The organism is Salegentibacter haimaensis, assembly GCF_054121495.1.
The window spans coordinates 31,726-53,692 of record NZ_JBSYGH010000003.1 but is presented as its reverse complement, the minus strand read 5'-3'; the positions used below and the strand labels follow the sequence as shown (position 1 = coordinate 53,692).

Sequence of the window (21,967 nt, the reverse complement as noted above, 5' to 3'; positions counted from 1 at the left end):
CAAATATATATCTAAAAGAAGGTATTTTGCAAAACATAGTACCTAAATTTAACATTTTATTAATTATTTGAAGTATTCGATAAGTAAATAATTTTGAATAATTTGTAGCAAAACCAAACAACATGAACTTTACAGCATCCAGGCTAAATAAATATTTAATGTTCAAACTCCCGGCCGCATATATGTGTGGGGTAAGGGTAAAAGAAGTTTCAGAAACCAGTTGCGTTACCACGGTAAAGCATTCTTGGATCAATCAAAATCCGTTCAAGTCTATGTATTTTGCCGTGCAGGCTATGGCGGCCGAATTAAGTACGGGCGCCCTGGTGATGAATGCACTTCAACAATCACCCCATAAAATTTCTATGCTGGTGGCTCAAAACAAGGCTGTTTTTAAAAAGAAAGCTACGGGGAAGATAAGCTTTGCCTGTACCGAAGGAGGGAAAATTCCGTTACTTCTAGAGAAAGCAATAGAGACAGGTGAAGGCCAGACTTTTTGGTTGAAGTCTACAGGCCTTAACCAGGCCGGGGAAGTGGTTGCCGAATTTGATTTTGAATGGACCATAAAATTAAAACCTGCGATAAAAGCATAATTCTATAATTATGAATGCACACGAGATAGATTACCAGATCTTCGGGGAAGAAATGCAGTATGTCGAGCTGGAACTCGATCCCCAGGAAGCCGTAGTTGCTGAAGCCGGAAACTTTATGATGATGGATAACGGCATTCGAATGAATACGATTTTTGGAGATGGCTCCTCCAAAAATGAGGGCGTTTTAGGTAAAATTTTAGGTGCAGGCAAGCGATTGTTAACCGGTGAAAGTTTATTTATGACGCTTTTTAGCAATGAAGAGCAGGGAAAAAAGCGAATAAGCTTTGCATCTCCTTATCCCGGTAAAATCATTCCAATAGATCTTACCCGCTATGAAGGGAAATTTATTTGTCAAAAAGACGCCTTTCTTTGTGCTGCAAAGGGGGTGGCCATTGGTATTGAATTTAGCCGAAAACTGGGCCGTGGATTTTTTGGAGGCGAAGGTTTCATAATGCAAAAATTAGAAGGCGACGGTATGGCCTTTGTTCACGCCGGGGGTACGATGGCCAGAAAAGAACTAGCAGCCGGTGAAAAATTAAAAGTTGATACAGGTTGTATCATTGGATTTACCAGAAATATTAACTACGATATTGAATTTGTTGGCGGAATTAAAAACACCCTGTTTGGCGGAGAAGGTTTGTTTTTCGCCACACTTACGGGACCCGGGGTGGTTTACGTACAATCTTTACCATTTAGCAGATTAGCCAGTAGAGTTTGGCAGGCAGCACCTCAGGGAGGTGGCAAAGATAAGGGAGAAGGCAGCGTACTTGGAGGCCTGGGAGATATTATGCGCGGGGATAACAGATTATAATCCCGTTAAATTAAAGTTTTTGATTTTAAATGTTAAAAAGTTTTAATATATTTAGACATCAAAATTTCACGCCTATAGACCAATTCTACTTTTTCAGAAAATCTAACTAATAACTTAATCTTTAATGCAACTATGGCGAGAGCAATGTTTGAGTACACCAAAACAGTCCTGAATAAGGTGAGTTTTGATGCTACTTTGTTCTGCAAGGAGGTGAAAAAAGCCCTGCAAAGGTTATTACCTCACGAAATTGAAGAACTTAAAATCTGGATTTTAGCCCTTACCCGGCAAAATCCGCAATTGAACCAATGTCTAATTTATCTTAATAACTGAAAAAGCGGCGAAAGCCGCTTTTTTGTTTTTAGGTAATCCTAACTTGCTTTCGTGACAGGGATTAGGTTTGAAATTCTTTCTTTTTATTTAATGGGCTAATAATTTTCACATCCTGAAAAGCTATGGCGCCTTTTACTACCCCTGCAATTGTGCTTCTTAAGGCTTCGATAATCTGCATTTTTAATTCGCTGCGATTGTAGATTAAGCTCACCTCACGGGCTGGCACCGGATCCTGGAACATCCGAATATTTTGTTTTTCCGACTCTTTTACATCCAGACTGTGCAAATAGGGGAGCAGGGTCATTCCAAGCCCTTCGTTTGAAAGTTTAATCAGGGTTTCAAAACTTCCGCTTTCCAATTGAAAATGATCGTCTCTAAAGTTGCGATTGCTTTTACAAAGATTGATCACCCCATCTTTAAAACAGTGGCCATCTTCCAGAAGCAAAATATCTTCAATTTCCAGGTCGTCGATTCCAATTTTATCTTTTCCGTGCATTCTATGTGCTGCAGGTATATAAGCTACAAATGGTTCGTAGTATAACGGGTTTTCCTTAATTCCCGGCAATTCCAGCGGAGTGGCCGCTATGGCTGCGTCTAAATGTCCTTCCTTTAGGCGTTCAATTATAGCGTCGGTATTGAGTTCTTCTATCTTAAGCTTAACCTTAGGGTATTTTTTGATAAAATTCCCAATAAACATTGGCAAAAGTGTAGGCATAACGGTAGGAATCACTCCCAGTCTAAAAATTCCACCTACAAAACCTTTTTGTTGATCTACGATATCCTGAATACGGTCACTTTCATTCACTATATTTCGGGCTTGCTGCACAATTTTTTTCCCGGTTTCGGTTAGCTGTATAGGCTTTTTGCTACGATCAAAGATCAAAACGTCAAGCTCTTCTTCCAGCTTTTGAATTTGCATGCTTAGGGTAGGTTGAGTAACGAAAACCTTTTGAGCTGCTTTGGTGAAATTCTTATGCTCTGCTACTGCAAGTACATAATGAAGTTGAGTTATGGTCATAGATTTGTAGATCTTGTTTCCGGCAAAGGTATTGGTTTTTTCTATTCTAAATTAATCAAATCAAAGATTTGACTATACTTTAAAACTTAATCCAGAATTTCAATTTTCATCTCTAGATTATCTACCGGCCATTCTGAATTTCCGGTTTCTACTTCTGCGATTTTCTCGGCTACTTCCATTCCTCTGGTTACCCGGCCAAATACCGTATGATCGTTATCTAAATGCGGGGTTCCCTGCTTATCCATCACGATAAAAAACTCAAAGGGAGAGGAAGCTTTACTCACGTTTTGTTCATTGTATTTAGCTGCTGAAAATGCCCCGTAATGATGTTTATGACCAGCCTTAAATTCACTGGGAATCAAATAAGAACCTATGCGATTGCGATTATAATTGGTTGCCCTGTTATCGGCATTTCCTCCCTGGATCACAAATCCTGGTGCCACCCTGTGAAAATAAGTGTCATCAAAATATCCCTCTTTCACCAGTAAAATAAAATTCGCTCTATGCAATGGGGTATCCCGGTAGAGGCTTACTTCTATCTCTCCAAATTCAGTGGTGATCAACACCCGGGTTTCAGGATTTTGGCGGCCGTATTCCCTTAAAAAGGGCATAAGCCTTTCCTGCGGAATCGGTAAAATACTATCTAAAGGATTCTCTTCTGAAGCAGTATCATTTGCATCTTTGAGGTAGGCGGTTTTTATGGAATCCAGGCGTCGTTTTTCTGCATCAGCAGTGCTTTTTGAGGGGGTTTCCGAAGTATTTTTCCGGGAAGATTGCTTATCTTCACAACTTGCAAAAATCAGAATAGCAAAAAGACTAAAGATCGAAATTTGAATGCGCATGGAGTTTCAGAAGTTTTTAAATATTATTCCAAAATTAAAAAATTTAGACCTTCCCGGCTTAGCTGCGCACAAAAAACTGGTGCCGCAACGCAGAATTAAGGAGTTGGAAGGTTTAGATATTGAAGCCCGTAACCCCAATAGTGCCGGGGTAATGGCGCTTTTTTACCCATCTGAAAGCCAGCTTACCCGTATGGTTCTTATACTTCGAAAAACTTATAAAGGCGTTCATTCCAATCAAATTGGCTTCCCCGGCGGAAAGCTGGAAAGCAGTGACAGGGATCTGGAGCATACAGCTCTTAGAGAAACCGAGGAAGAGGTGGGAATCCCACAGAATGAGATACAAGTGATAAAAGCATTAACCCGGTTATATATTCCGCCGAGTAATTTTTGGGTACACCCATATATGGGGTTTATGGAAAAAACTCCCTTAATGGTGGCCCAGGAAGATGAAGTCGAAAAAATTATTGAGGTGGAACTTGCAGATTTTCTCGATGAAAACTGTTTGGTGAAAGAGCGTTTAAGTACCCGCTATGCCAGTAATATCCTGGTGCCGGCCTTTAAATTAAAAGGACATATAGTATGGGGTGCAACGGCTATGATGTTAAGTGAGATAAGAGAAATGATGTGCAAAAGTTATTAAGCTTGCTTTTAGTATATTTGCCCGCCCTGCGAATTCGTTGGGAAAAATCCAGTTATAAGTAATAAAATATGGGCTTATTGAAGAGAAATCCGTTTGGTCATATCCTTTTTTTTAAAAAATGGCTAATCCGTATTTTCGGCGTTTTAACCCATAGACGCTATCGCGGATTTAATGAGCTAAAAATTGAAGGTTCAGAAATCATCAAAGATTTGCCCGATACCAATGTCTTATTCGTTTCTAACCACCAAACCTACTTTGCCGACGTTACGGCAATGTTTCACGTATTCAATGCCAGTTTAAGCGGGCGCGTAGATTCCATTAAAAATATTGGTTATATATGGCAGCCCAAGCTAAATATCTATTATGTGGCTGCTAAAGAGACAATGAGATCTGGCCTGTTAACCCGAATTATGGCTTATGCCGGGGCGGTTAGTGTAGAGCGCACCTGGAGGGAGAAAGGGAAGGAAGTAGAACGGCAGGTAAATCCTAACGATACCGAAAATATTGGAAAAGCGCTTAAAGATGGCTGGGTAATCACTTTTCCCCAGGGTACTACCAAGCCCTTCAAACCCATTCGCAAAGGTACTGCTCATATTATAAAAAATCACAAGCCTATTGTTATTCCCATAGTTATAGACGGGTTTAGAAGGAGTTTTGACAAGAAAGGCCTACGCATTAAAAAACGCGGAATTCTACAATCTTTTCAAATAAAACCGCCTCTTGAAATCGATTATGAAAATGAAAGTATAGAGGAGATCGTTAGTAAACTGGAATATGCCATCGAGCAACACCCCAGCTTTTTAAAGGTGATTCCCAGGGAGGAAATTGAAGATATGGAAAAACTTAACGAAACCCGGCGCTGGGAATATTAAATCCCTTCCGAAAAATCATTCTGTTGCAACGCATTCGCTATTATTACCTTATTAAATTTCAATATCTGGGCTATCGGCTTCACGGCTGGCAGAAGCAGCCCGATATGAAAACCGTAGAGGGTTTTATCACCAAAACCCTCAATTATGTGCTTCCGGATAAGAAATTTAAAATTCTGGGTAGCAGTCGAACAGATGCCAAGGTATCTGCTCAGGAATCGGCCTTTGAGCTTTTTGTCGATAATGAACCACTTGAAGACCTCGGGGCTTTTTTTGAAAGTTTCAATGAAAATCTTCCGCAGGATATTCGGGCTACAGCAATTAAAGAAGTAGATAAGAATTTTAATATCATTCAGCATCCAAAGATTAAAGAGTATATGTATCTCTTTAGTTTCGGAAAGAAAAATCATCCATTTTGCGCTCCTTTTATGGCTACCCTTCAGGAAGACCTGGATATCGAGTTAATGAAAAAGGCGGCCAAACTCTTTCAGGGTACTCATAATTTCAGGAATTACTGCGTTCGGGTTTCAGAAAACAGCAAATTTATTAGAGAGATCACCAAAGCCGAAATTGTTGAAAATACCGAATTAACTGCCAGCTTTTTTCCTGAAAAAAGCTATGTTTTTCACGTGCACGGCCAGGGCTTTTTACGCCATCAGGTAAGATTGATGATGGGTGCCCTCATCCTGCTTGGCAGGGGAGACCTTAGTTTTGCTGAATTTGAACAAAGCCTCGACCCCGAAAGCGGATTGCAAATGAATTACCTCGCCGCAGCTTCAGGGCTTATTTTGAATAAAATGAATTTTGAGGGAATTGAAATTTAACCGGCTTCAGTCGTTTCTTTTTCCAAAATCGCCAGGGCACACCTTATTTTCCAATAGTCAATCGCCTGTTCAAAGTGTTCAAAATAAGGTTTTAATCCTTCGGGTTCGCCAAGCTCCTGTTTCGCCTTTTCAACAGCTTTAATTTCGGCCTTATCTACGAATTGACTTAAATCTATAGCTTCGCCCTGGCCATATAATTTGGCCAGATGCGAATATACCGTGGTAATTGCCAGTTTTCGCTCTTTTGAAATCTCTTCAGCAGTAAGTCCCTGTTTATAAAGCTCCAATGTTATTTTGTAGGTATTGCCTTTTTTGGCAGATTTCTTCTCGCGTTTTTCTTTGCTGAAGGCGATAATCTCTTTCATAAAACTGAAACCATAATCTTCCATTTTCTTGCGTCCCACACCACTAATCTCAAGAAATTCTTCGTCGGTTACAGGTCGAATTCGTTCCATTTCTTTTAAACTGGCGTCGCTAAAGATAAGGTAGGCGGGAATGCCCTCTTCTTTAGCGATATTAAGACGCAGTTGTCGCAGCCTTTCAAATAAATCTGAAGCCGATTTTTGCGTTTTTTGGGCTGTGTCTTTTAAACTGCCTTTTAATCGCGGTCTGGCCAGCTGTACCTTATGATTTTCGAATAAAACTTTTTTGGATAATTCGGTTAAACCCAAACTATTGTTTTTATGAAAGGCAATTTCCAAATAGCCCTGGTTGATTAGCTGAATGATATAATCCTGCCAGTCTAACCAGGAAATCTCTTTTCCAACACCATAGGTTTTAAGCTCCTGGTAATTTTTGCTGAAAACAGCTTCATTTTGTGCGCCTCTTAAAACATCGGTCACAAGGCCCAGGGGCTCTTTTTCTTTAAGCCGAAAAACGCAGGAAAGGGCTTTCTGAGCTATAATCGTCCCATCAATAAAGGCCGGCGGATTTTTACAAATATCACAGTTGCCGCAATCTTTAGCTTTGATTTCCCCAAAGTAACTCAGTAAAATTTTACGCCGGCAGGTTTGTGCTTCGGCATATTGTTTCATACGTTCGAGTTTGGCGATCTGCAATTCTTCATTTGCAGAATTCTGTGCAAATCTTTGCAGCTGTACCACATCGGCATAACTGTGAAAGAGAATGGTATCAGACGGTAGGCCGTCGCGCCCGGCACGACCAATTTCCTGATAGTAACCTTCAAGATTTTTAGGTAAATTGTAATGTATAACCCATCGAATATTCGATTTATCGATACCCATTCCAAAAGCGATGGTGGCACAAATAATTTGGTGCTCATCATTTATAAAACCTTCCTGCACCTTAATTCTGTCTTGGTGAGACAGCCCGGCATGATAGGCAAGGGCATTATAGTTTTTGGCCTGCAATTTTGAAGCGAGCTCTTCGGTGGTTTTGCGGCTCAGACAGTAAATAATTCCGCTTTGATTTTCCCGGCCTTCCAGAAAGTCGAGAATTTGTTCCAGGCGTTTATTTCCGGGTCTAACCTTCAGACTTAAATTTTTTCTGTCAAATGAAGCTACGTGACGATTTGCATTTGGAATATTGAGTTGCTGGCAAATATCCTCGCGGGTGGCTTTATCGGCAGTGGCTGTAAGCGCAATCACAGGAGTAGAAGGGAAGCGGTTTTTTAGATAGCCCAATTGGGTGTAGGCCGGTCTAAAATCGTGCCCCCAGCTGGAAATACAATGTGCCTCATCTATAGCAATAAGACCCGGAGTGAGCTGCTGAAGCACCCTTTCGGCCTGGGCTAAACTCTCGGGAGCCACGTAAAGCAATTTTACTTCTCCAGAAGTAGCTTTTTTATAAATTTCCTGCTGTTCTGCTTCGCTTTGGCTGCTGTTTAAAAATGCCGCCGAAACCCCATTGGCCACCAACCCATCTACCTGATCTTTCATTAGGGCTATTAATGGAGAAATCACCAAACTTAGGCCGGGCATCAAAATAGCAGGTAATTGGTAGCAAATAGACTTTCCGCCGCCGGTAGGCATAATCACTAAATTATCTTCAGCTTTTAAGACCGAATCGATAATAGTTTTCTGCAAGGGCCTGAAACTATCGTAACCAAAATACTCCTTTAAATTTTTAAGAATTACTGCTTCTTCCATCGGGACAAAGTTAGAAAGTTTTGGCAGGGAGCAGCCTGGGGAAAGTCTGTATTTTTTCCGAAGAAAATTTAAGCTGGGCAGAATTCGGGAAAATTGACATGGCTGAAATTTCAGTTCTAATGTGTACATTTGCAGCCGCAAAAACATAGCTTAAAAACAATTATATGAAAGCCGGAATCGTAGGATTACCAAATGTTGGAAAATCGACCTTATTTAACTGTCTCTCCAATGCCAAAGCGCAAAGTGCCAATTTTCCATTTTGTACCATAGAACCTAATGTAGGTGTGGTAAACGTACCCGATTCCAGACTGGAAAAGCTCGAGAGCCTGGTGAAACCTGAAAGAGTAATTCCCGCTACCGTTGAAATAGTAGATATTGCAGGTCTTGTTAAAGGTGCCAGTAAAGGAGAGGGGCTTGGAAACCAGTTTTTGGGAAATATTCGTGAAACCGACGCTATTCTGCACGTGTTAAGATGTTTTGAAAATGACAATATCGTGCATGTTGACGGGTCTATAGATCCCATTCGCGATAAAGAAACCATCGATATCGAACTTCAGCTAAAAGATCTCGAAACCACCGATAAAAAGCTTGAAAAAGTAAAGCGTGCCGCTCGCACCGGGAATAAAGAGGCTCAAAAAGAAGAAGCTGCGCTTCAAAAAGTAAAGGCAGGTTTGGAAGCCGGAATTTCGGTTAGAGCCATAGAGCTGGAAAAAGATGAACGACAGGAGTTCATCAAACCGCTTCAGTTTATTACCGATAAGCCGGTGATGTATGTTTGTAATGTTGATGAAGGATCTGCTTCCAGCGGAAATGCGCACGTAGAAAGAGTTAGAGAAGCTGTAAAAGACGAAAATGCAGAAGTATTAGTGCTGGCCGTGGCTACTGAAGCCGATATCAACGAATTGGATGATTATGAAGAGAGACAAATGTTTCTTCAGGATATAGGATTAGATGAGCCGGGATCGGCGAAGTTGATTCGTGGTGCCTACAGGCTGCTTGATCTTCAAACTTATTTCACTGCCGGGGTTAAGGAAGTAAGGGCCTGGACTATTCCAATAGGTTCTACGGCGCCACAAGCTGCCGGGGTAATTCATACCGATTTTGAAAAAGGTTTTATTCGCGCCGAGGTAATCGCTTACGATGATTACGTATCTTACGGAAGTGAAGCCAAAGTAAAAGACGCCGGAAAAATGCGGGTTGAAGGTAAAGACTATATCGTAAAAGACGGCGATGTTATGCACTTTAGATTTAACGTGTAGCTGCGTTTTTCTAAAAATATCGAATTGACTGAAGCATTTTTCAGGCAATCAACAATTACCCTTAAAGCTTTGTTAATTACTTTGTGCTTTAAGGGTTTTAACTTTTTATGGTATATGTTATATTAGCCACAAAGTCCGCAATCTACTTATGAGTGAAAATTCAAACTATACCGAAGATAATATACGGTCGTTAGACTGGAAGGAACATATACGAATGCGTCCCGGGATGTACATTGGGAAGCTGGGTGATGGTTCCAGTGCCGATGACGGGATATATATTCTTCTGAAAGAAGTTATAGACAACAGTATAGATGAATTCGTGATGGGTTCTGGAAAGACCATCGAAATTTCTGTTCAGAATCAACGGGTGATCGTGAGGGATTACGGGCGTGGAATTCCGCTGGGGAAAGTAGTAGACGTGGTTTCCAAAATGAATACCGGAGGAAAGTACGATACCCGGGCCTTTAAAAAATCGGTTGGATTAAACGGGGTGGGTACCAAAGCGGTGAATGCTTTGTCTTCGTATTTTAGAGTAGAATCTACCCGGGATGGCAAATCCCATTCAGCCGAATTCGAACAGGGAAATCTTACCAACGAAGAATCTTTGGAGGAAACTTCCCGCCGCCGCGGAACCAAGGTTAGCTTCACCCCCGATGAGCTTATTTTTAAAAACTATAAATTCAGAAATGAATATATAGAGAAAATGCTCAAAAACTATGTGTATCTCAATCCCGGGTTGACCATAGTTTATAATGGAGAGAAATTTTATTCAGAAAACGGCTTAAAAGATCTTTTAAGCGACAGCATACATGAAGATGATCGTCTTTACGACATCATACATCTTCGTGGTAATGATATTGAAGTGGCGATGACTCATAGCCGCTCGCAGTATAGCGAAGAATATCATTCGTTCGTAAACGGGCAGAATACCTCACAGGGAGGTACGCATTTAGCAGCTTTTAGAGAAGCTGTAGTTAAAACCATTAGAGAATTCTACGGAAAAAATTATGAAGCCAGCGATATTCGAAAATCTATAGTTTCAGCGATAAGCATAAAGGTAATGGAACCGGTTTTTGAAAGCCAAACCAAAACCAAGCTGGGAAGTACCGATATGGGCGGGAAATTGCCAACGGTAAGAACTTATATCAACGATTTTGTAAAGACTCAACTCGATAATTACCTGCATAAAAATCAGGAAACCGCCGATAAACTTCAGCGTAAAATTTTGCAGGCAGAAAGAGAGCGAAAAGATCTTTCAGGCATTAGAAAACTCGCCAAGGAAAGAGCTAAAAAGGCGAGTTTACACAATAAAAAATTAAGGGATTGCCGTATTCACCTGGGAGATAGTAAAAAAGAACGCTACCTGGAAACCACGCTGTTTATTACCGAGGGAGATTCGGCCAGTGGTTCGATCACCAAATCTAGAGATGTAGAGACCCAGGCAGTTTTTAGCTTGAAAGGAAAACCTTTAAACAGCTACGGTCTCAGCAAAAAAATTGTATACGAAAACGAGGAATTTAACCTGCTGCAGGCTGCCCTGAATATTGAGGAGTCGATGGAAGATTTGCGATATAACAACATTGTAATCGCTACCGATGCCGATGTTGATGGAATGCACATAAGGTTATTGCTTATAACTTTCTTCCTGCAGTTTTTCCCTGAGCTTATCAAGGAAAATCATTTGTACATTTTACAAACTCCATTATTCAGAGTTAGAAATAAGAAAGAAACCATTTATTGTTACAGCGAAAAGGAACGTAGAGACGCGGTAGAAAAATTAAAAGGAAAGGTAGAGATCACCCGCTTTAAGGGACTTGGGGAAATCTCACCCGATGAGTTCAGGCACTTTATAGGAGAAGACATTAGGCTTGATCCTGTAATGCTCGACAAGGAAAAGTCTATAGAGGAGATGCTGAGTTTTTATATGGGTAAAAACACGCCAGACAGGCAGGAATTCATAATTGATAACCTTAAAGTAGAACTGGACCTGGTGGAAGAACTCGGGATATGAGATGCAATAATAGAAATGAAGTAAAAATTATTCCTCCCATTTACATAGTATTGGTAGCGATATTTGTCACCAATTTATTTGTAAATATTGAATTAATGGGCTCTGATGAACCCATAAATATCAGCCATTTTTATCCGAATATCGTGGTGCTTTTGGCCGCGATTTATATGCACCGGGTAGGGCAGAGTTTTGATTTTGACAGCGATGGGGAAACTCTTATTTTCAAAAATAACGGGGTGTTGTTTTCCAAATTTATGGAATATCGCGTGCAAAAGGCTGAATTTCCTAAACGCAAACTGGGAAAATTTAAATTCAGGGATTTTGGAATTTATTCTTCTTTGACTATTTATATCTCTTCGCGTAGAAGGCGCGGATTTAAAAAATATACCTTCAACACCACATTTTTGAATAAGAAGAAGAAAAAAGCGATGGTAGAGTCGCTTCATAAAATATTAGAGAAAGCTAAAGCTACGGCCTAATGGAAGAAAACCAGGAAGGATTTTCACAGGAAGAATTTAACGATAAGCCTAAGGAAGAATTAATAAGAGTAACCGGGATGTATAAAGACTGGTTCCTGGATTACGCTTCATACGTAATTCTTGAACGCGCCGTTCCCGCTATTGAAGATGGGTTTAAGCCCGTGCAAAGGCGAATTATGCATTCTATGAAAGACCTTGACGATGGCCGCTACAATAAGGTAGCCAATATCGTGGGGCATACCATGCAGTATCATCCTCACGGCGATGCCAGTATAGGTGATGCGATGGTACAAATGGGTCAAAAAGATATTCTTATCGATACCCAGGGAAACTGGGGGAATATTCTCACTGGAGACCGTGCTGCAGCGCCGCGTTATATTGAGGCCCGTTTATCTAAATTTGCCCTGGAGGTACTGTTTAATCCCAAGCTAACAGAATGGCAGCTCTCTTATGATGGAAGAAAAAATGAACCTGTAAATCTTCCGGTAAAATTCCCGATGCTCTTGGCGCAGGGAGCCGAAGGGATTGCCGTGGGTTTGAGCACGAGAATACTTCCGCATAACTTTAATGAACTCATAGATGCCAGCATTAAGCATCTACAGGGAAAGAAGTTCATCATTTTTCCTGATTTCCCAACCGGCGGAATTGCAGATATCTCGAACTACAATGATGGCAAGCGCGGCGGAAGGGTTCGCGTGAGAGCAAAAATTGGCCAGCGCGATAAAAATACCTTGGTGATCAATGAAATTCCTTATGGAACCACGACCTCAAGTCTGATAGACTCGGTGTTAAAGGCCAATGAAAAAGGGAAAATAAAAATAAAGCGAATTGAAGATAATACTGCGGCCGAGGTTGAAATTTTAATTCACCTTCCCGGTAATATTTCTCCAGATAAAACCATAGATGCCTTATACGCCTTTACGCAATGCGAAAATTCACTGGCTCCTCTGGGTTGTGTAATCATCGATAACAAACCCGAATTTTTAGGTGTTTCTGAAATTTTAAAAAGATCTACAGATCATACCCTGCATTTGCTGAAGCGGGAGCTGGAAATAAAACTCGATGAATTCGAAGAACAATGGCATTTTGCCTCGCTGGAACGAATCTTTATCGAAAACCGAATTTATCGCGAAATTGAAGAAGAAGAAACCTGGGAAGGAGTGATTTCTGCCATAGATGAAGGCCTGAAACCGCATATTAAACATTTAAAACGAGCCGTAACCGAAGAGGATATTGTTAGGCTAACCGAAATTCGCATAAAAAGAATTTCAAAGTTTGATATAGATAAAGCTCAACAAAAAATCGATGCCCTGGAAGGGGAGATCGCCAGGATTAAACATCACCTGGATAATCTTATAGAATTTGCGATAGATTATTTCAAAAAGCTAAAAACCGATTACGGGAAAGACAAAACCCGAAAAACCGAATTGCGATTATTCGATGATATCGAAGCCACCAAGGTGGTTATTCGAAATACCAAGCTTTATGTAAACCGAAGGGAAGGATTTGTAGGGACCTCACTTAAAAAGGATGAATATGTTACCGACTGTTCTGATATCGATGATGTGATTTGCTTCACGGCCGATGGCAAGATGATGGTGACCAAGGTTGATTCCAAAACATTTATCGGTAAAGATATTATACACGTGGCGATTTTCAAGAAAAAAGATAAGCGCACTATTTATAATATGATTTACCGGGATGGTAAAAATGGAGCTTCTTACATAAAACGATTTGCGGTAACCTCAGTCACCCGTGACAGGGAATACGATCTAAGCCAGGGTAAAAAAGAGTCGAAAGTGCTTTATTTTACCGCCAATCCCAATGGAGAGGCCGAAGTGGTCACCGTATTTTTACGGCAGGTAGGCAGTATCAAAAAGCTAAAATTCGATGTAGACTTCGCCGATATGCTTATTAAAGGCCGAAATGTAAAAGGAAATCTGGTTACAAAATATTCGGTGAAGCGAATAGAACTAAAGGAAGAAGGAGTTTCTACCTTAAAACCCCGCCGAATCTGGTTTGACGATACGGTAAAACGCCTTAACGTAGATGAAAGAGGAGAGCTGTTGGGAGAATTTAAAGGCGATGACCGTATTTTAATCGTGACCCAGGATGGGATCGCCAAAACCATAAAACCCGAACTTACCACCCGCTTCGATGAAGAAATTGTAGTGCTGGAAAAATGGTCTCCGAAAAAACCGGTTTCAGCAATTTATTGGGAGCCGGAAAAGGAACGTTTTTATGTGAAGCGTTTTCTTATTGAAAATCCAGATAAGGAAGAGAAATTCATAAGTGAACACGCCAACTCTTACCTGGAATTTATTTCTACCGATTATTACCCAATGGCCGAGTTGGTATTTAATAAAGTTAGAGGAAAAGATCAAAGGCCCAACGAAGAAGTAAACATAGCTGAGTTTATAAGCGTTAAAGGTATAAAGGCTTTAGGAAACCAGTTAACTACCGATAAGGTAAAGCAAATAAATCGCCTTGATCCCTTGCCTTACGACGAACCTGAAGAAACTCCTGCTGAAGAAATTGAAGTGGTAGAAGAAGAATCGGTTTCAGAAGATCGAAATACTTCTAACAAAGGTGTGGCCTATAAAGAATCTGAAGCAGCTTCAGAAGAGAGTCAAACCCGCTTATTTGAAGATTAATGGGTATAATTAAAGAGTTTAAAGAATTTGCCATAAAAGGCAATATGGTAGATATGGCCGTGGGTATCATAATTGGTACCGCCTTCAATGCCGTAGTGAACAGTATTGTGAAGCAGGTCGTAATGCCGCCGCTTAGTTTGCTAACCGATGGGATTAACTTCGCACACAGAAAAATCGTACTTCGGGAAGGGGTTGCGGCCGGGGATGGGTCGCCCGAAGCTATCGAGGAAGTAGCAATAGGTTACGGTGCTTTAATTGAAAGCTTTCTCGATTTTATAGTTATTGGGTTTACCATCTTCCTGGTGATTAAACTAATGAACAGGTTCAGGTCAAAAGCTCAGGATCCAAAAGATAAAACTGTGGTAACTCCTAAAGATATAGAATTGCTCTCGCGGCTTAACGACCTGATGGAAGAACAAAACGAGTTATTGAAAAGGCAGCAAAAACCCTAATTTTTAGAACGGGTTACTTCGCCGCGCTCTTTACGACTTTGCCCCACTACGCCATATTCGAAAACATAACCATCTTTGCTGGTGGTTAAAATTTTTATATGAATAGGTTGGCGTTCAGCTCTGTTTTTAGGATTTAAATTTTTAAGTATATACTCGCAATCATTGAGCCATCTCACGCTTGAAGTATCGCTTTTCCCCTGAAAATAATCGATCTCGATACTATCGTTTCTTACAAATTTTGATGTTACCAATTCACCGTTAAGGTAGGTTTGAAATTCAAAACTCCCGGTTTTATATGCTGAGCAATCTCTATCGGGTTGGAAGCAGGCCGTAAACGCAAAAAAAAGGGGGATAAGCAGCAATTTTTTCATACTGCAAAATAAAGCTTTTTAAGGCTTAAAATCAATTCGCGAAAGCCTCAAAACTTCCATCTTCATAAAATATCACAATTTTACTGATTGATTTTGTAGCTGAGTGATTCTTCGGAAGATTTTGAATTGAAGAAACCGGCTCAGAATCTTTTTCATTTTTTTTAATTTCTTCTGAAGGATTTTGAGAAGTAGTGGAAGCGCTAGCCTCAGTTTTTGGAAAACTACCTTTTCCGTTTAATAACCAATATAATTCTACTTCAGGAAAACTTTTCACCACCTTCATCACAAAATCCAGGCTGGGTTTATTTCTGCCCGACAAAATATGAGAGATCGAAGACCGGCCTACATCAATTTTATCGGCAAAAGAAGCAGCCGATATTTCATAAAATTCGAGGATCTTATTAAGACGTTCAGCAAATTCAGCAGTGTTTACCATTGTAAATTGTTATTCCTAAATTGAATGTTTACAAATGTAACAAAATTAGATTAACCAGTCGATTTACATTTGTAACAAGGTTGACTGTCATTAAACTTAAAGATTATTTAAATGAAACTAAATTGCTTATTTCCAATAGAACAAAATATTATAAATTATTAATTGGAGTAATTCCAAGACCTTGTGGGTACTGCACTGTATTGTTGTTTACATCTGTAATGAACTAAAGACAAAAGCACTGTTTACAATTGTGAAATTTGTATTTTTTACTTTTGTAAACATGAAAGAATTTACAAATCTGAAGTCCTTAATTAAAAGATACCCTGAGTTTAAAATTGATGATTTAAACCACCGGTATTTAAACCGTGATCACATTAAAAATTACCTGGACAGATTTTCCTCCAAATTTGAAATCAGGGAAATTGGTCGTTCGGTTTTCGGAGAGCCCATTGAATTTATAAAAATTGGAAGCGGCAAAAAGAGAATCTTAGCCTGGTCTCAAATGCACGGAAATGAAGCTACCACTACCAGGGCTATTTTCGATCTTTTAAATTTGTTTTATACTGAAAAAGGTAATTCGTTACTAGACGATATTCTAAATAAGTGTGAAATATTGATAATTCCTATTTTAAATCCCGATGGGGCCAGGGCCTATACCAGGGTTAATGCCAATGATGTAGATCTAAACAGGGATTTGCAGGCGCTTAGTCAGCCTGAGAGCAAGCTCCTAAACCAGGTATTTAAAGATTTTAAACCGCATTTCTGTCTTAATCTCCACGACCAGCGTACTATTTTTAGTGCAGGAGATACGGCTAAGCCTGCAAGCCTATCTTTTCTCACCCCGGCTTCAGATGCCGAAAGAAGCATTACAGGGGCCAGAAAGAAAAGTATGCGACTCATCACTTATATGAACGACTATCTCCAAACCGAAATTCCAGGCGGGGTAGGTAGGTATGACGATGCCTTTAATATTAATTGTGCGGGAGACAGTTTCCAAAGCCTTGACGTACCTACCATTTTATTTGAAGCGGGGCACTATCCGGGAGATTATAATCGGGAAACAACCCGAAGGCTGATTTTTGAAGCTTTGCTGGTGGTTTTGTCTGGGATAAATGAATCTGTTTATTTGGGTTATGATCACAAAAAGTACTTCAAAATACCTGAAAACCGTAAAAATTTGCGGGATATCATCCTGCGCCGGGTTAGCCTGAAAAATGAAGAAGTAGATATCTCTATTCAATTTTCTGAAGAATTGGAGAAAAATCACATTCAGTTTATCCCAAAAATTAACAAAATCGCAAAAAATATTCAGGAAAAAGGTCTGAAGGAAATCGATGCCGGGGGTAAAAAAGTAGATTTTCCAGAGGTAACCGAACTCACCGAAAACGTTATAGTTAATAAAATAGTCTTAAACGAGGTTATATTGGAGCTAAAATGTGAATAAAAGCCAAAATGTTTGGTAATAATTCAATGTTTTTATATTAATTTTGAATTTCACATAAAACAGAAATTTAAAAAATGGCCAAGTTTAAATTAGACGAAACAGATCACCAGATTCTTGATATGTTAATCGAGAATACCAGGACTCCATTTACCGATATCGCTAAAAAATTATTGATTTCGGCAGGAACAGTTCACGTTAGGGTTAAAAAAATGGAAGAGGCCGGGATTATCACCGGTTCAACCTTAACTCTGGATTATAAAAAATTAGGTTACGCCTTTATCGCTTATGTAGGTGTATTTTTGAAAAATACTTCTCAAACCAAATTCGTTTTAGAACGTATTAACGAAATTCCTTTTGTTACCGTTGCTCATGTTACCACCGGAAAATTTAATGTTTTCTGTAAAATCAGAGCCCGTAACACCCAGCACGCCAAAGAAATCATCTTTCAATTAGATGATATTGAAGGGGTTTACCGTACCGAAACTATGATCTCGTTAGAGGAGAGCTTAAACGATAAAAAACGCTTAATGCATTCTATTTTTCAGAACCTCTAGGCGAGTCCTAAACTTTTACTAAAAGCCCTTTAGACTCTTGAGTTTAAAGGGTTTTTTTATAATTTTAAAATCAACTTCAACTAGAAATTATCAACTTCAACCAGAAATTTATGCATAGAGAACCAAGATTAGAACGATTCAATGAAAGTGTACTTGCAAGATATCAGGTTTATAACAGCATTTTCTTAACCCTGCCTTTTGACGATATTCGTCAAACCGGGGCTTTACTTCCTTTATTCCAACAAATTTGCGAAGAGGGCTTTGCAGAAAATAAAAACCCCTCTCAAATTGTAGAGGATTTCTTTCAGCGATATTATACCAACCCAACTGAGCAGGAGAAAAACGATCTTTTGTTTCGGTTTATTCAGTATATAGAGCGGCAGGTAGTGTTGTTTGATGCGATAGAAGATGCGGCTTTTCCTATTGTGAATAATATGGACGGTCGCGGAACCCTGCGGAATGTAAAAGAAGAAGCGGAAGCGAAGAATAAGGTTGCCGAATTGCGGGAATACCTTAGAAGATTTAAGGTAAGGCCTACTTTAACGGCGCATCCCACTCAATTCTATCCGGGCGCAGTTCTTGGAATTATTACCGATCTCGATAAGGCTATCCAAAAGAACGATTTAAGCAGTATAAATAAATTACTGGCGCAACTGGGGAAAACTCCGTTTTTCAAAAAGGAAAAACCCACTCCTTATGATGAGGCGGTTAGCTTAATATGGTACTTTGAAAATGTATTTTATCACAGCGTAAGCCAGATTTACAATTACCTGCAACAAAACATATTCGACGGCGACGATGTTGGCAATCAAATTATAAACCTAGGTTTCTGGCCTGGTGGAGACCGGGATGGAAACCCTTTTGTAACTACCGAAATCACTTTAAAAGTAGCCGAGAGGTTGCGCAATACAATACTTCTTAATTACTATAGAGATATCCGAAAATTGAAGCGTAGAATTACTTTCGACGGGGTAGATCAAATTATGGGAGAGTTGGAAAAAGCGCTTTACGACGGGGCGGTTTCTCAAAACACCAAACTTAAACTTTCACTTGAAGATTTTATGTCTAAACTTCAAAAAGTGAGAAGTATAGTGGTTAAAAAACATCAGTCACTTTATTTGGATGACATCGATGATCTTATCAACAAAGTAAAGCTTTTCGGTTATCATTTTGCCACTCTCGACATTCGTCAGGATTCAGGCATTCACGACGAAGTACTTGAAGAATTAAGCAAAAAATATCCTGAAGTTTTTCCAAAGAATTTCTTCAAACTTTCTGATGAGGAACAAATTGAAATTTTAACTTCAGTAAGCTCCAAAATCGATCCTGAAGACCTGGGCGAAGGGATGGCTAAGGCAACTTTGTCTTCGATTAATGCGATGAAACAAATTCAGAAGACCAATGGAGAAGAAGGTGCAAACAGGTACATAATTAGTAATTGTGGAGATGTGCAGGGCGTTTTAAAGCCTTATGCCTATATGAGTGCTACGGGATGGAAAAACCCAAGTGTAGATATTGTGCCTTTGTTTGAAACCGTGCCCGATCTGCAATCGGCTCATAAGGTTATGGAGATTCTTTATACCAATCCGGTTTATAAAAAGCACCTGAAGCGTCGCGGCAACAGACAAACCATTATGCTTGGCTTTAGTGATGGAACCAAAGATGGGGGTTATTTAATGGCCAACTGGAGTATTTATAAGGCAAAAGAAGCACTTACGGAAGTTTCGAGGGAGTACGGAATCAAGGTGATTTTCTTCGATGGTCGGGGAGGACCGCCGGCAAGAGGTGGCGGGAAAACCCACCAATTCTACGCATCTTTAGGACCCGGGATTGAAAATGAAGAAATTCAGCTTACCATTCAGGGGCAAACCATTAGTTCTAACTTTGGGACTAAAGATTCCTGTACCTATAACCTGGAACAGCTTCTTAGTTCGGGGGTTTCTAATGAGATCTTTAGTGAAGGACGCAACATACTTTCCGATGAGGACAGGAAAACGATGAACGACCTGGCTGAGATTAGTTATAACACCTATACCGATTTTAAAGGCCACCCGAAATTCCTGGATTACCTCGAAAAAATGAGCACCCTTAAATATTATGCTAAAACCAATATTGGAAGTCGTCCATCTAAGCGAAATAAATCGGCGAAGTTGAACTTATCAGATTTGAGAGCGATTCCTTTTGTGGGTAGCTGGAGTCAGTTAAAGCAAAATGTGCCCGGTTTTTATGGCGTGGGAACCGCGCTTGAAAAATTCGAAAAAGAAGGTGATTTTAAAAAGGTGAAACATTTGTATGAGAACTCTGTATTTTTCAAAACCCTATTGGAAAACAGCATGATGAGTCTTACCAAGTCATTCTTTCCTTTAACTGCTTACATGAAAAACGATGAGGAGTTTGGAGAGTTCTGGCAAATCATTTTCGAGGAATTTGAGCGTACTCATAAGATGCTTTTAAAGTTAACCGGTTATAAAGAATTAATGCAAAATCAGCCGGCGGGTAAGGCCTCAATTCAAGCCCGGGAACGCATAGTTTTGCCGTTATTGACGATTCAGCAACACGCTTTGAAGAAAGTTCAGGAATTGCAAAAGGATGGAAAGAGCGCCCAGAAAATGCTGGATACTTACGAGAAAATGGTTACCCGATCTTTATACGGAAATATTAACGCCAGTAGAAATTCAGCCTAATGAAAGTAACCGACATTTCATCAAGCGATTATCACGAGTTCTACGGAAATTATATTTCCAAAATTCCGAACGACAAGGATTTGCTTCAGTTAATGGAACTCAACAGAAAAGAAATGTTGAATTTTCTGAAGAATTTGCCGGAAGAAAAACTCTTGCATCGCTATAAACCCGAAAAGTGGAGTATAGCTGAACTGATTCAACATCTCATTGATGTAGAGCGAATTTTTCAATACAGAGCTTTAAGCATAGCCAGGGAGGATAAGATATCTCTCCCTGGTTTTGATCACGATGCCTATGTACCGGCATCGAAAGCCAACCGGAGAAAGCTTGCCGATTTTATTGGTGAGTTTGAATTGGTGCGTGATTCTGGCATTGCTCTCTTTAATAGTTTTGATGAAAGTATGTTAAAAGAAAGAGGTAATATGAATAACGCACCGGCCACTACAGCAGCTATTGGATTTATTATAGTGGGTCATTGTATGCATCATTTGCAGGTGATTAAAGATCGTTACTTAAAATGATAAGTAAATTCAAGACCTTTTTTAAACTCCTGAAGCAGGCCTATTTTAGCTGGAACCGAAATGAACCTTATGCCCGCAGTGCGACCATAGCTTATTACGCCCTGTTTTCATTGCCCTCTTTGCTCATTATAGTGGTGACTATAGCAAGTTATTTCTTTGAAAGAAAAGCAGTGCAGGGGAGGCTTACAACAGAAATTGGAGAATTTATAGGAATGGATTCTGCCAGGGCTATCGAATCTATGATTACCAATGTGGCGCTTTCGCCCGATTCTACTTTCGCAATTATATTTGGTGTGGCGATGCTGATTTTTGGTGCTACCGGGGTATTTTTTCAGCTGAAGATCGCAATGAATAACATCTGGAACGTAGCCGCGAAAAAATCAAATTTCGTTCAAATGCTTATCGACAGGATGATTTCTTTTGGAATGGTACTGGTGATTGGGCTGTTATTGTTGATTTCTATGGTGTTATCTACCCTGCTAAACGTTTTCAGTGAAAAAATAGAAGAATATGCGCCAGATATTACGGCAACTATGGTGAAAATCGCAAACTTCAGTTTATCATTTATAATCATTACCACTTTATTTGCAGCAGTTTTCAGGCTGTTGCCCGATATTAAACTGCGATGGCGTATTACCTATCTGGGATCGGCATTAACCACTGCTTTATTCTTAATTGGAGAAGCTATTATTAGTTTTTACTTTGGCCAAAGTGAGCCGGCCTCGGTGTATGGAGGGGCTTCTTCAGTAGTTTTAATTCTGCTGTGGGTTTATTATACCTGTCTTATCTTATTTTTTGGTGCCGAATTTACCGTACAATATGCGCTTCATAAAAATGAGCGTGTAGAACCTAACCGGTATGGTGAACCGGCCATTTACCAGGAAATGGAAAAACTGGAAAAGAAACGGGTGCAGCTCAAAGAAGAGAAAGAGGTCATTGATCGTCTACGCGGAAGTCTGGGGTTAAGAGAAGAGGAGGAGAAGACCGAAGAACAAAATGATAAGCAAAATCAAAACTCTTAATAAAGTTTAACGGCAGACGCCGAAGTTTTATATTCTCCTTAATAGCCG

The 21,967-nt window shown here is 39.8% G+C and carries 21 protein-coding genes; 16 read left to right on the top strand and 5 right to left on the bottom strand.

What is annotated here, in order from left to right; genetic code table 11:
- Positions 1 to 122 precede the first annotated feature (122 nt).
- The 3 genes from ACW6QP_RS04720 (at position 123) to ACW6QP_RS04710 (ending at position 1,731) form a co-directional block, all read left to right on the top strand.
- On the top strand, positions 123 to 590 hold the full coding sequence (locus ACW6QP_RS04720) for a DUF4442 domain-containing protein (protein ID WP_457909700.1): 468 nt from the start codon (positions 123 to 125) through the stop codon (positions 588 to 590).
- Between the two features lie 10 nt (positions 591 to 600).
- Positions 601 to 1,401 (top strand): TIGR00266 family protein, encoded by an 801-nt coding sequence (locus ACW6QP_RS04715; protein ID WP_457909699.1) that lies wholly within the window; start codon positions 601 to 603, stop codon positions 1,399 to 1,401.
- Between the two features lie 132 nt (positions 1,402 to 1,533).
- On the top strand, positions 1,534 to 1,731 hold the full coding sequence (locus ACW6QP_RS04710; protein ID WP_457909698.1) for a hypothetical protein: 198 nt from the start codon (positions 1,534 to 1,536) through the stop codon (positions 1,729 to 1,731).
- 61 nt (positions 1,732 to 1,792) lie between these two features.
- On the opposite strand, the gene ACW6QP_RS04705 is transcribed toward ACW6QP_RS04710, so the two are convergent.
- Together ACW6QP_RS04705 and ACW6QP_RS04700 are read right to left on the bottom strand one after the other, a co-directional pair.
- A complete protein-coding gene (locus ACW6QP_RS04705; RefSeq protein ID WP_457909697.1) occupies positions 1,793 to 2,749 on the bottom strand; it encodes a hydrogen peroxide-inducible genes activator in 957 nt (318 codons plus the stop codon).
- Positions 2,750 to 2,835: 86 nt separating this feature from the next.
- Positions 2,836 to 3,591 (bottom strand): peptidylprolyl isomerase, encoded by a 756-nt coding sequence (locus ACW6QP_RS04700; RefSeq protein ID WP_457909696.1) that lies wholly within the window; start codon positions 3,589 to 3,591, stop codon positions 2,836 to 2,838.
- Between ACW6QP_RS04700 and ACW6QP_RS04695 the strand changes: the two genes are divergently transcribed.
- The 3 genes from ACW6QP_RS04695 to truA all read left to right on the top strand — a co-directional run bounded on the left by ACW6QP_RS04695 (position 3,590) and on the right by truA (position 5,924).
- Positions 3,590 to 4,231 (top strand): NUDIX hydrolase, encoded by a 642-nt coding sequence (locus ACW6QP_RS04695; protein ID WP_457909695.1) that lies wholly within the window; start codon positions 3,590 to 3,592, stop codon positions 4,229 to 4,231. The two genes, ACW6QP_RS04700 and ACW6QP_RS04695, sit on opposite strands and share 2 nt — an antisense overlap.
- 68 nt (positions 4,232 to 4,299) lie before the next feature.
- Complete coding sequence (locus tag ACW6QP_RS04690; protein ID WP_457909694.1) at positions 4,300 to 5,103, top strand: lysophospholipid acyltransferase family protein; 804 nt, start codon at positions 4,300 to 4,302, stop codon at positions 5,101 to 5,103.
- A gap of 23 nt (positions 5,104 to 5,126) precedes the next feature.
- Positions 5,127 to 5,924: a tRNA pseudouridine(38-40) synthase TruA gene (truA, locus tag ACW6QP_RS04685; RefSeq protein WP_457909693.1), complete on the top strand. Its 798-nt coding sequence runs from the start codon at positions 5,127 to 5,129 to the stop codon at positions 5,922 to 5,924.
- On the opposite strand, the gene recQ is transcribed toward truA, so the two are convergent.
- A complete protein-coding gene (gene recQ, locus ACW6QP_RS04680; RefSeq protein WP_457909692.1) occupies positions 5,921 to 8,032 on the bottom strand; it encodes a DNA helicase RecQ in 2,112 nt (703 codons plus the stop codon). The genes truA and recQ overlap by 4 nt on opposite strands.
- Before the next feature lie 164 nt (positions 8,033 to 8,196).
- Between recQ and ychF the strand changes: the two genes are divergently transcribed.
- The 5 genes from ychF to mscL all read left to right on the top strand — a co-directional run bounded on the left by ychF (position 8,197) and on the right by mscL (position 14,887).
- Positions 8,197 to 9,291, top strand: a complete 1,095-nt coding sequence (gene ychF, locus ACW6QP_RS04675) for a redox-regulated ATPase YchF (RefSeq protein ID WP_457909691.1) — start codon at positions 8,197 to 8,199, stop codon at positions 9,289 to 9,291.
- A 148-nt stretch (positions 9,292 to 9,439) separates the two neighbouring features.
- Positions 9,440 to 11,302: a DNA topoisomerase IV subunit B gene (locus ACW6QP_RS04670; RefSeq protein ID WP_457909690.1), complete on the top strand. Its 1,863-nt coding sequence runs from the start codon at positions 9,440 to 9,442 to the stop codon at positions 11,300 to 11,302.
- Positions 11,299 to 11,781, top strand: a complete 483-nt coding sequence (locus ACW6QP_RS04665) for a hypothetical protein (protein ID WP_457909689.1) — start codon at positions 11,299 to 11,301, stop codon at positions 11,779 to 11,781. Before ACW6QP_RS04670 ends, ACW6QP_RS04665 begins: the two co-directional genes overlap by 4 nt.
- Positions 11,781 to 14,435 (top strand): DNA gyrase/topoisomerase IV subunit A, encoded by a 2,655-nt coding sequence (locus tag ACW6QP_RS04660; protein WP_457909688.1) that lies wholly within the window; start codon positions 11,781 to 11,783, stop codon positions 14,433 to 14,435. The genes ACW6QP_RS04665 and ACW6QP_RS04660 overlap by 1 nt, the downstream gene beginning before the upstream one ends.
- Positions 14,435 to 14,887, top strand: coding sequence for a large-conductance mechanosensitive channel protein MscL (gene mscL, locus ACW6QP_RS04655; protein ID WP_457909687.1), 453 nt, complete (start codon positions 14,435 to 14,437; stop codon positions 14,885 to 14,887). Before ACW6QP_RS04660 ends, mscL begins: the two co-directional genes overlap by 1 nt.
- On the opposite strand, the gene ACW6QP_RS04650 is transcribed toward mscL, so the two are convergent.
- A complete protein-coding gene (locus ACW6QP_RS04650) occupies positions 14,884 to 15,258 on the bottom strand; it encodes a DNA topoisomerase IV (protein WP_457909686.1) in 375 nt (124 codons plus the stop codon). The two genes, mscL and ACW6QP_RS04650, sit on opposite strands and share 4 nt — an antisense overlap.
- Before the next feature lie 31 nt (positions 15,259 to 15,289).
- Complete coding sequence (locus tag ACW6QP_RS04645; protein ID WP_457909685.1) at positions 15,290 to 15,694, bottom strand: helix-turn-helix domain-containing protein; 405 nt, start codon at positions 15,692 to 15,694, stop codon at positions 15,290 to 15,292.
- Between the two features lie 280 nt (positions 15,695 to 15,974).
- Here ACW6QP_RS04645 and ACW6QP_RS04640 point away from each other — a divergent pair, with 280 nt between their 5' ends.
- The 5 genes from ACW6QP_RS04640 to ACW6QP_RS04620 all read left to right on the top strand — a co-directional run bounded on the left by ACW6QP_RS04640 (position 15,975) and on the right by ACW6QP_RS04620 (position 21,919).
- A complete protein-coding gene (locus ACW6QP_RS04640; RefSeq protein WP_457909684.1) occupies positions 15,975 to 17,138 on the top strand; it encodes a M14 family metallopeptidase in 1,164 nt (387 codons plus the stop codon).
- Between the two features lie 74 nt (positions 17,139 to 17,212).
- Positions 17,213 to 17,692 carry an Lrp/AsnC family transcriptional regulator gene (locus tag ACW6QP_RS04635; protein WP_457909683.1) on the top strand — a complete coding sequence of 160 codons (480 nt, stop codon included), beginning with the start codon at positions 17,213 to 17,215 and terminating at the stop codon, positions 17,690 to 17,692.
- 110 nt (positions 17,693 to 17,802) lie between these two features.
- Positions 17,803 to 20,376, top strand: a complete 2,574-nt coding sequence (locus ACW6QP_RS04630) for a phosphoenolpyruvate carboxylase (protein WP_457909682.1) — start codon at positions 17,803 to 17,805, stop codon at positions 20,374 to 20,376.
- Complete coding sequence (locus tag ACW6QP_RS04625; protein WP_457909681.1) at positions 20,376 to 20,897, top strand: DinB family protein; 522 nt, start codon at positions 20,376 to 20,378, stop codon at positions 20,895 to 20,897. The genes ACW6QP_RS04630 and ACW6QP_RS04625 overlap by 1 nt, the downstream gene beginning before the upstream one ends.
- A complete protein-coding gene (locus ACW6QP_RS04620) occupies positions 20,894 to 21,919 on the top strand; it encodes a YihY/virulence factor BrkB family protein (protein WP_457909680.1) in 1,026 nt (341 codons plus the stop codon). The genes ACW6QP_RS04625 and ACW6QP_RS04620 overlap by 4 nt, the downstream gene beginning before the upstream one ends.
- Positions 21,920 to 21,967: the final 48 nt, after the last annotated feature.

What these genes read in the sequence shown, in the direction of transcription:
- ACW6QP_RS04630 (WP_457909682.1), top strand. Translation starts at nt 17,803, where the DNA reads ATGCATAGAGAACCAAGATTAGAACGATTCAATGAAAGTGTACTTGCA.
- ACW6QP_RS04640 (WP_457909684.1), top strand. Translation starts at nt 15,975, where the DNA reads ATGAAAGAATTTACAAATCTGAAGTCCTTAATTAAAAGATACCCTGAG.
- ACW6QP_RS04635 (WP_457909683.1), top strand. Translation starts at nt 17,213, where the DNA reads ATGGCCAAGTTTAAATTAGACGAAACAGATCACCAGATTCTTGATATG.
- ychF (WP_457909691.1), top strand. Translation starts at nt 8,197, where the DNA reads ATGAAAGCCGGAATCGTAGGATTACCAAATGTTGGAAAATCGACCTTA.
- ACW6QP_RS04650 (WP_457909686.1), bottom strand. Translation starts at nt 15,258, where the DNA reads ATGAAAAAATTGCTGCTTATCCCCCTTTTTTTTGCGTTTACGGCCTGC.
- ACW6QP_RS04695 (WP_457909695.1), top strand. Translation starts at nt 3,590, where the DNA reads ATGGAGTTTCAGAAGTTTTTAAATATTATTCCAAAATTAAAAAATTTA.
- ACW6QP_RS04710 (WP_457909698.1), top strand. Translation starts at nt 1,534, where the DNA reads ATGGCGAGAGCAATGTTTGAGTACACCAAAACAGTCCTGAATAAGGTG.
- ACW6QP_RS04625 (WP_457909681.1), top strand. Translation starts at nt 20,376, where the DNA reads ATGAAAGTAACCGACATTTCATCAAGCGATTATCACGAGTTCTACGGA.
- ACW6QP_RS04665 (WP_457909689.1), top strand. Translation starts at nt 11,299, where the DNA reads ATGAGATGCAATAATAGAAATGAAGTAAAAATTATTCCTCCCATTTAC.
- ACW6QP_RS04660 (WP_457909688.1), top strand. Translation starts at nt 11,781, where the DNA reads ATGGAAGAAAACCAGGAAGGATTTTCACAGGAAGAATTTAACGATAAG.
- recQ (WP_457909692.1), bottom strand. Translation starts at nt 8,032, where the DNA reads ATGGAAGAAGCAGTAATTCTTAAAAATTTAAAGGAGTATTTTGGTTAC.
- ACW6QP_RS04705 (WP_457909697.1), bottom strand. Translation starts at nt 2,749, where the DNA reads ATGACCATAACTCAACTTCATTATGTACTTGCAGTAGCAGAGCATAAG.
- ACW6QP_RS04645 (WP_457909685.1), bottom strand. Translation starts at nt 15,694, where the DNA reads ATGGTAAACACTGCTGAATTTGCTGAACGTCTTAATAAGATCCTCGAA.
- ACW6QP_RS04720 (WP_457909700.1), top strand. Translation starts at nt 123, where the DNA reads ATGAACTTTACAGCATCCAGGCTAAATAAATATTTAATGTTCAAACTC.
- ACW6QP_RS04670 (WP_457909690.1), top strand. Translation starts at nt 9,440, where the DNA reads ATGAGTGAAAATTCAAACTATACCGAAGATAATATACGGTCGTTAGAC.
- ACW6QP_RS04690 (WP_457909694.1), top strand. Translation starts at nt 4,300, where the DNA reads ATGGGCTTATTGAAGAGAAATCCGTTTGGTCATATCCTTTTTTTTAAA.
- ACW6QP_RS04715 (WP_457909699.1), top strand. Translation starts at nt 601, where the DNA reads ATGAATGCACACGAGATAGATTACCAGATCTTCGGGGAAGAAATGCAG.
- ACW6QP_RS04620 (WP_457909680.1), top strand. Translation starts at nt 20,894, where the DNA reads ATGATAAGTAAATTCAAGACCTTTTTTAAACTCCTGAAGCAGGCCTAT.
- mscL (WP_457909687.1), top strand. Translation starts at nt 14,435, where the DNA reads ATGGGTATAATTAAAGAGTTTAAAGAATTTGCCATAAAAGGCAATATG.
- ACW6QP_RS04700 (WP_457909696.1), bottom strand. Translation starts at nt 3,591, where the DNA reads ATGCGCATTCAAATTTCGATCTTTAGTCTTTTTGCTATTCTGATTTTT.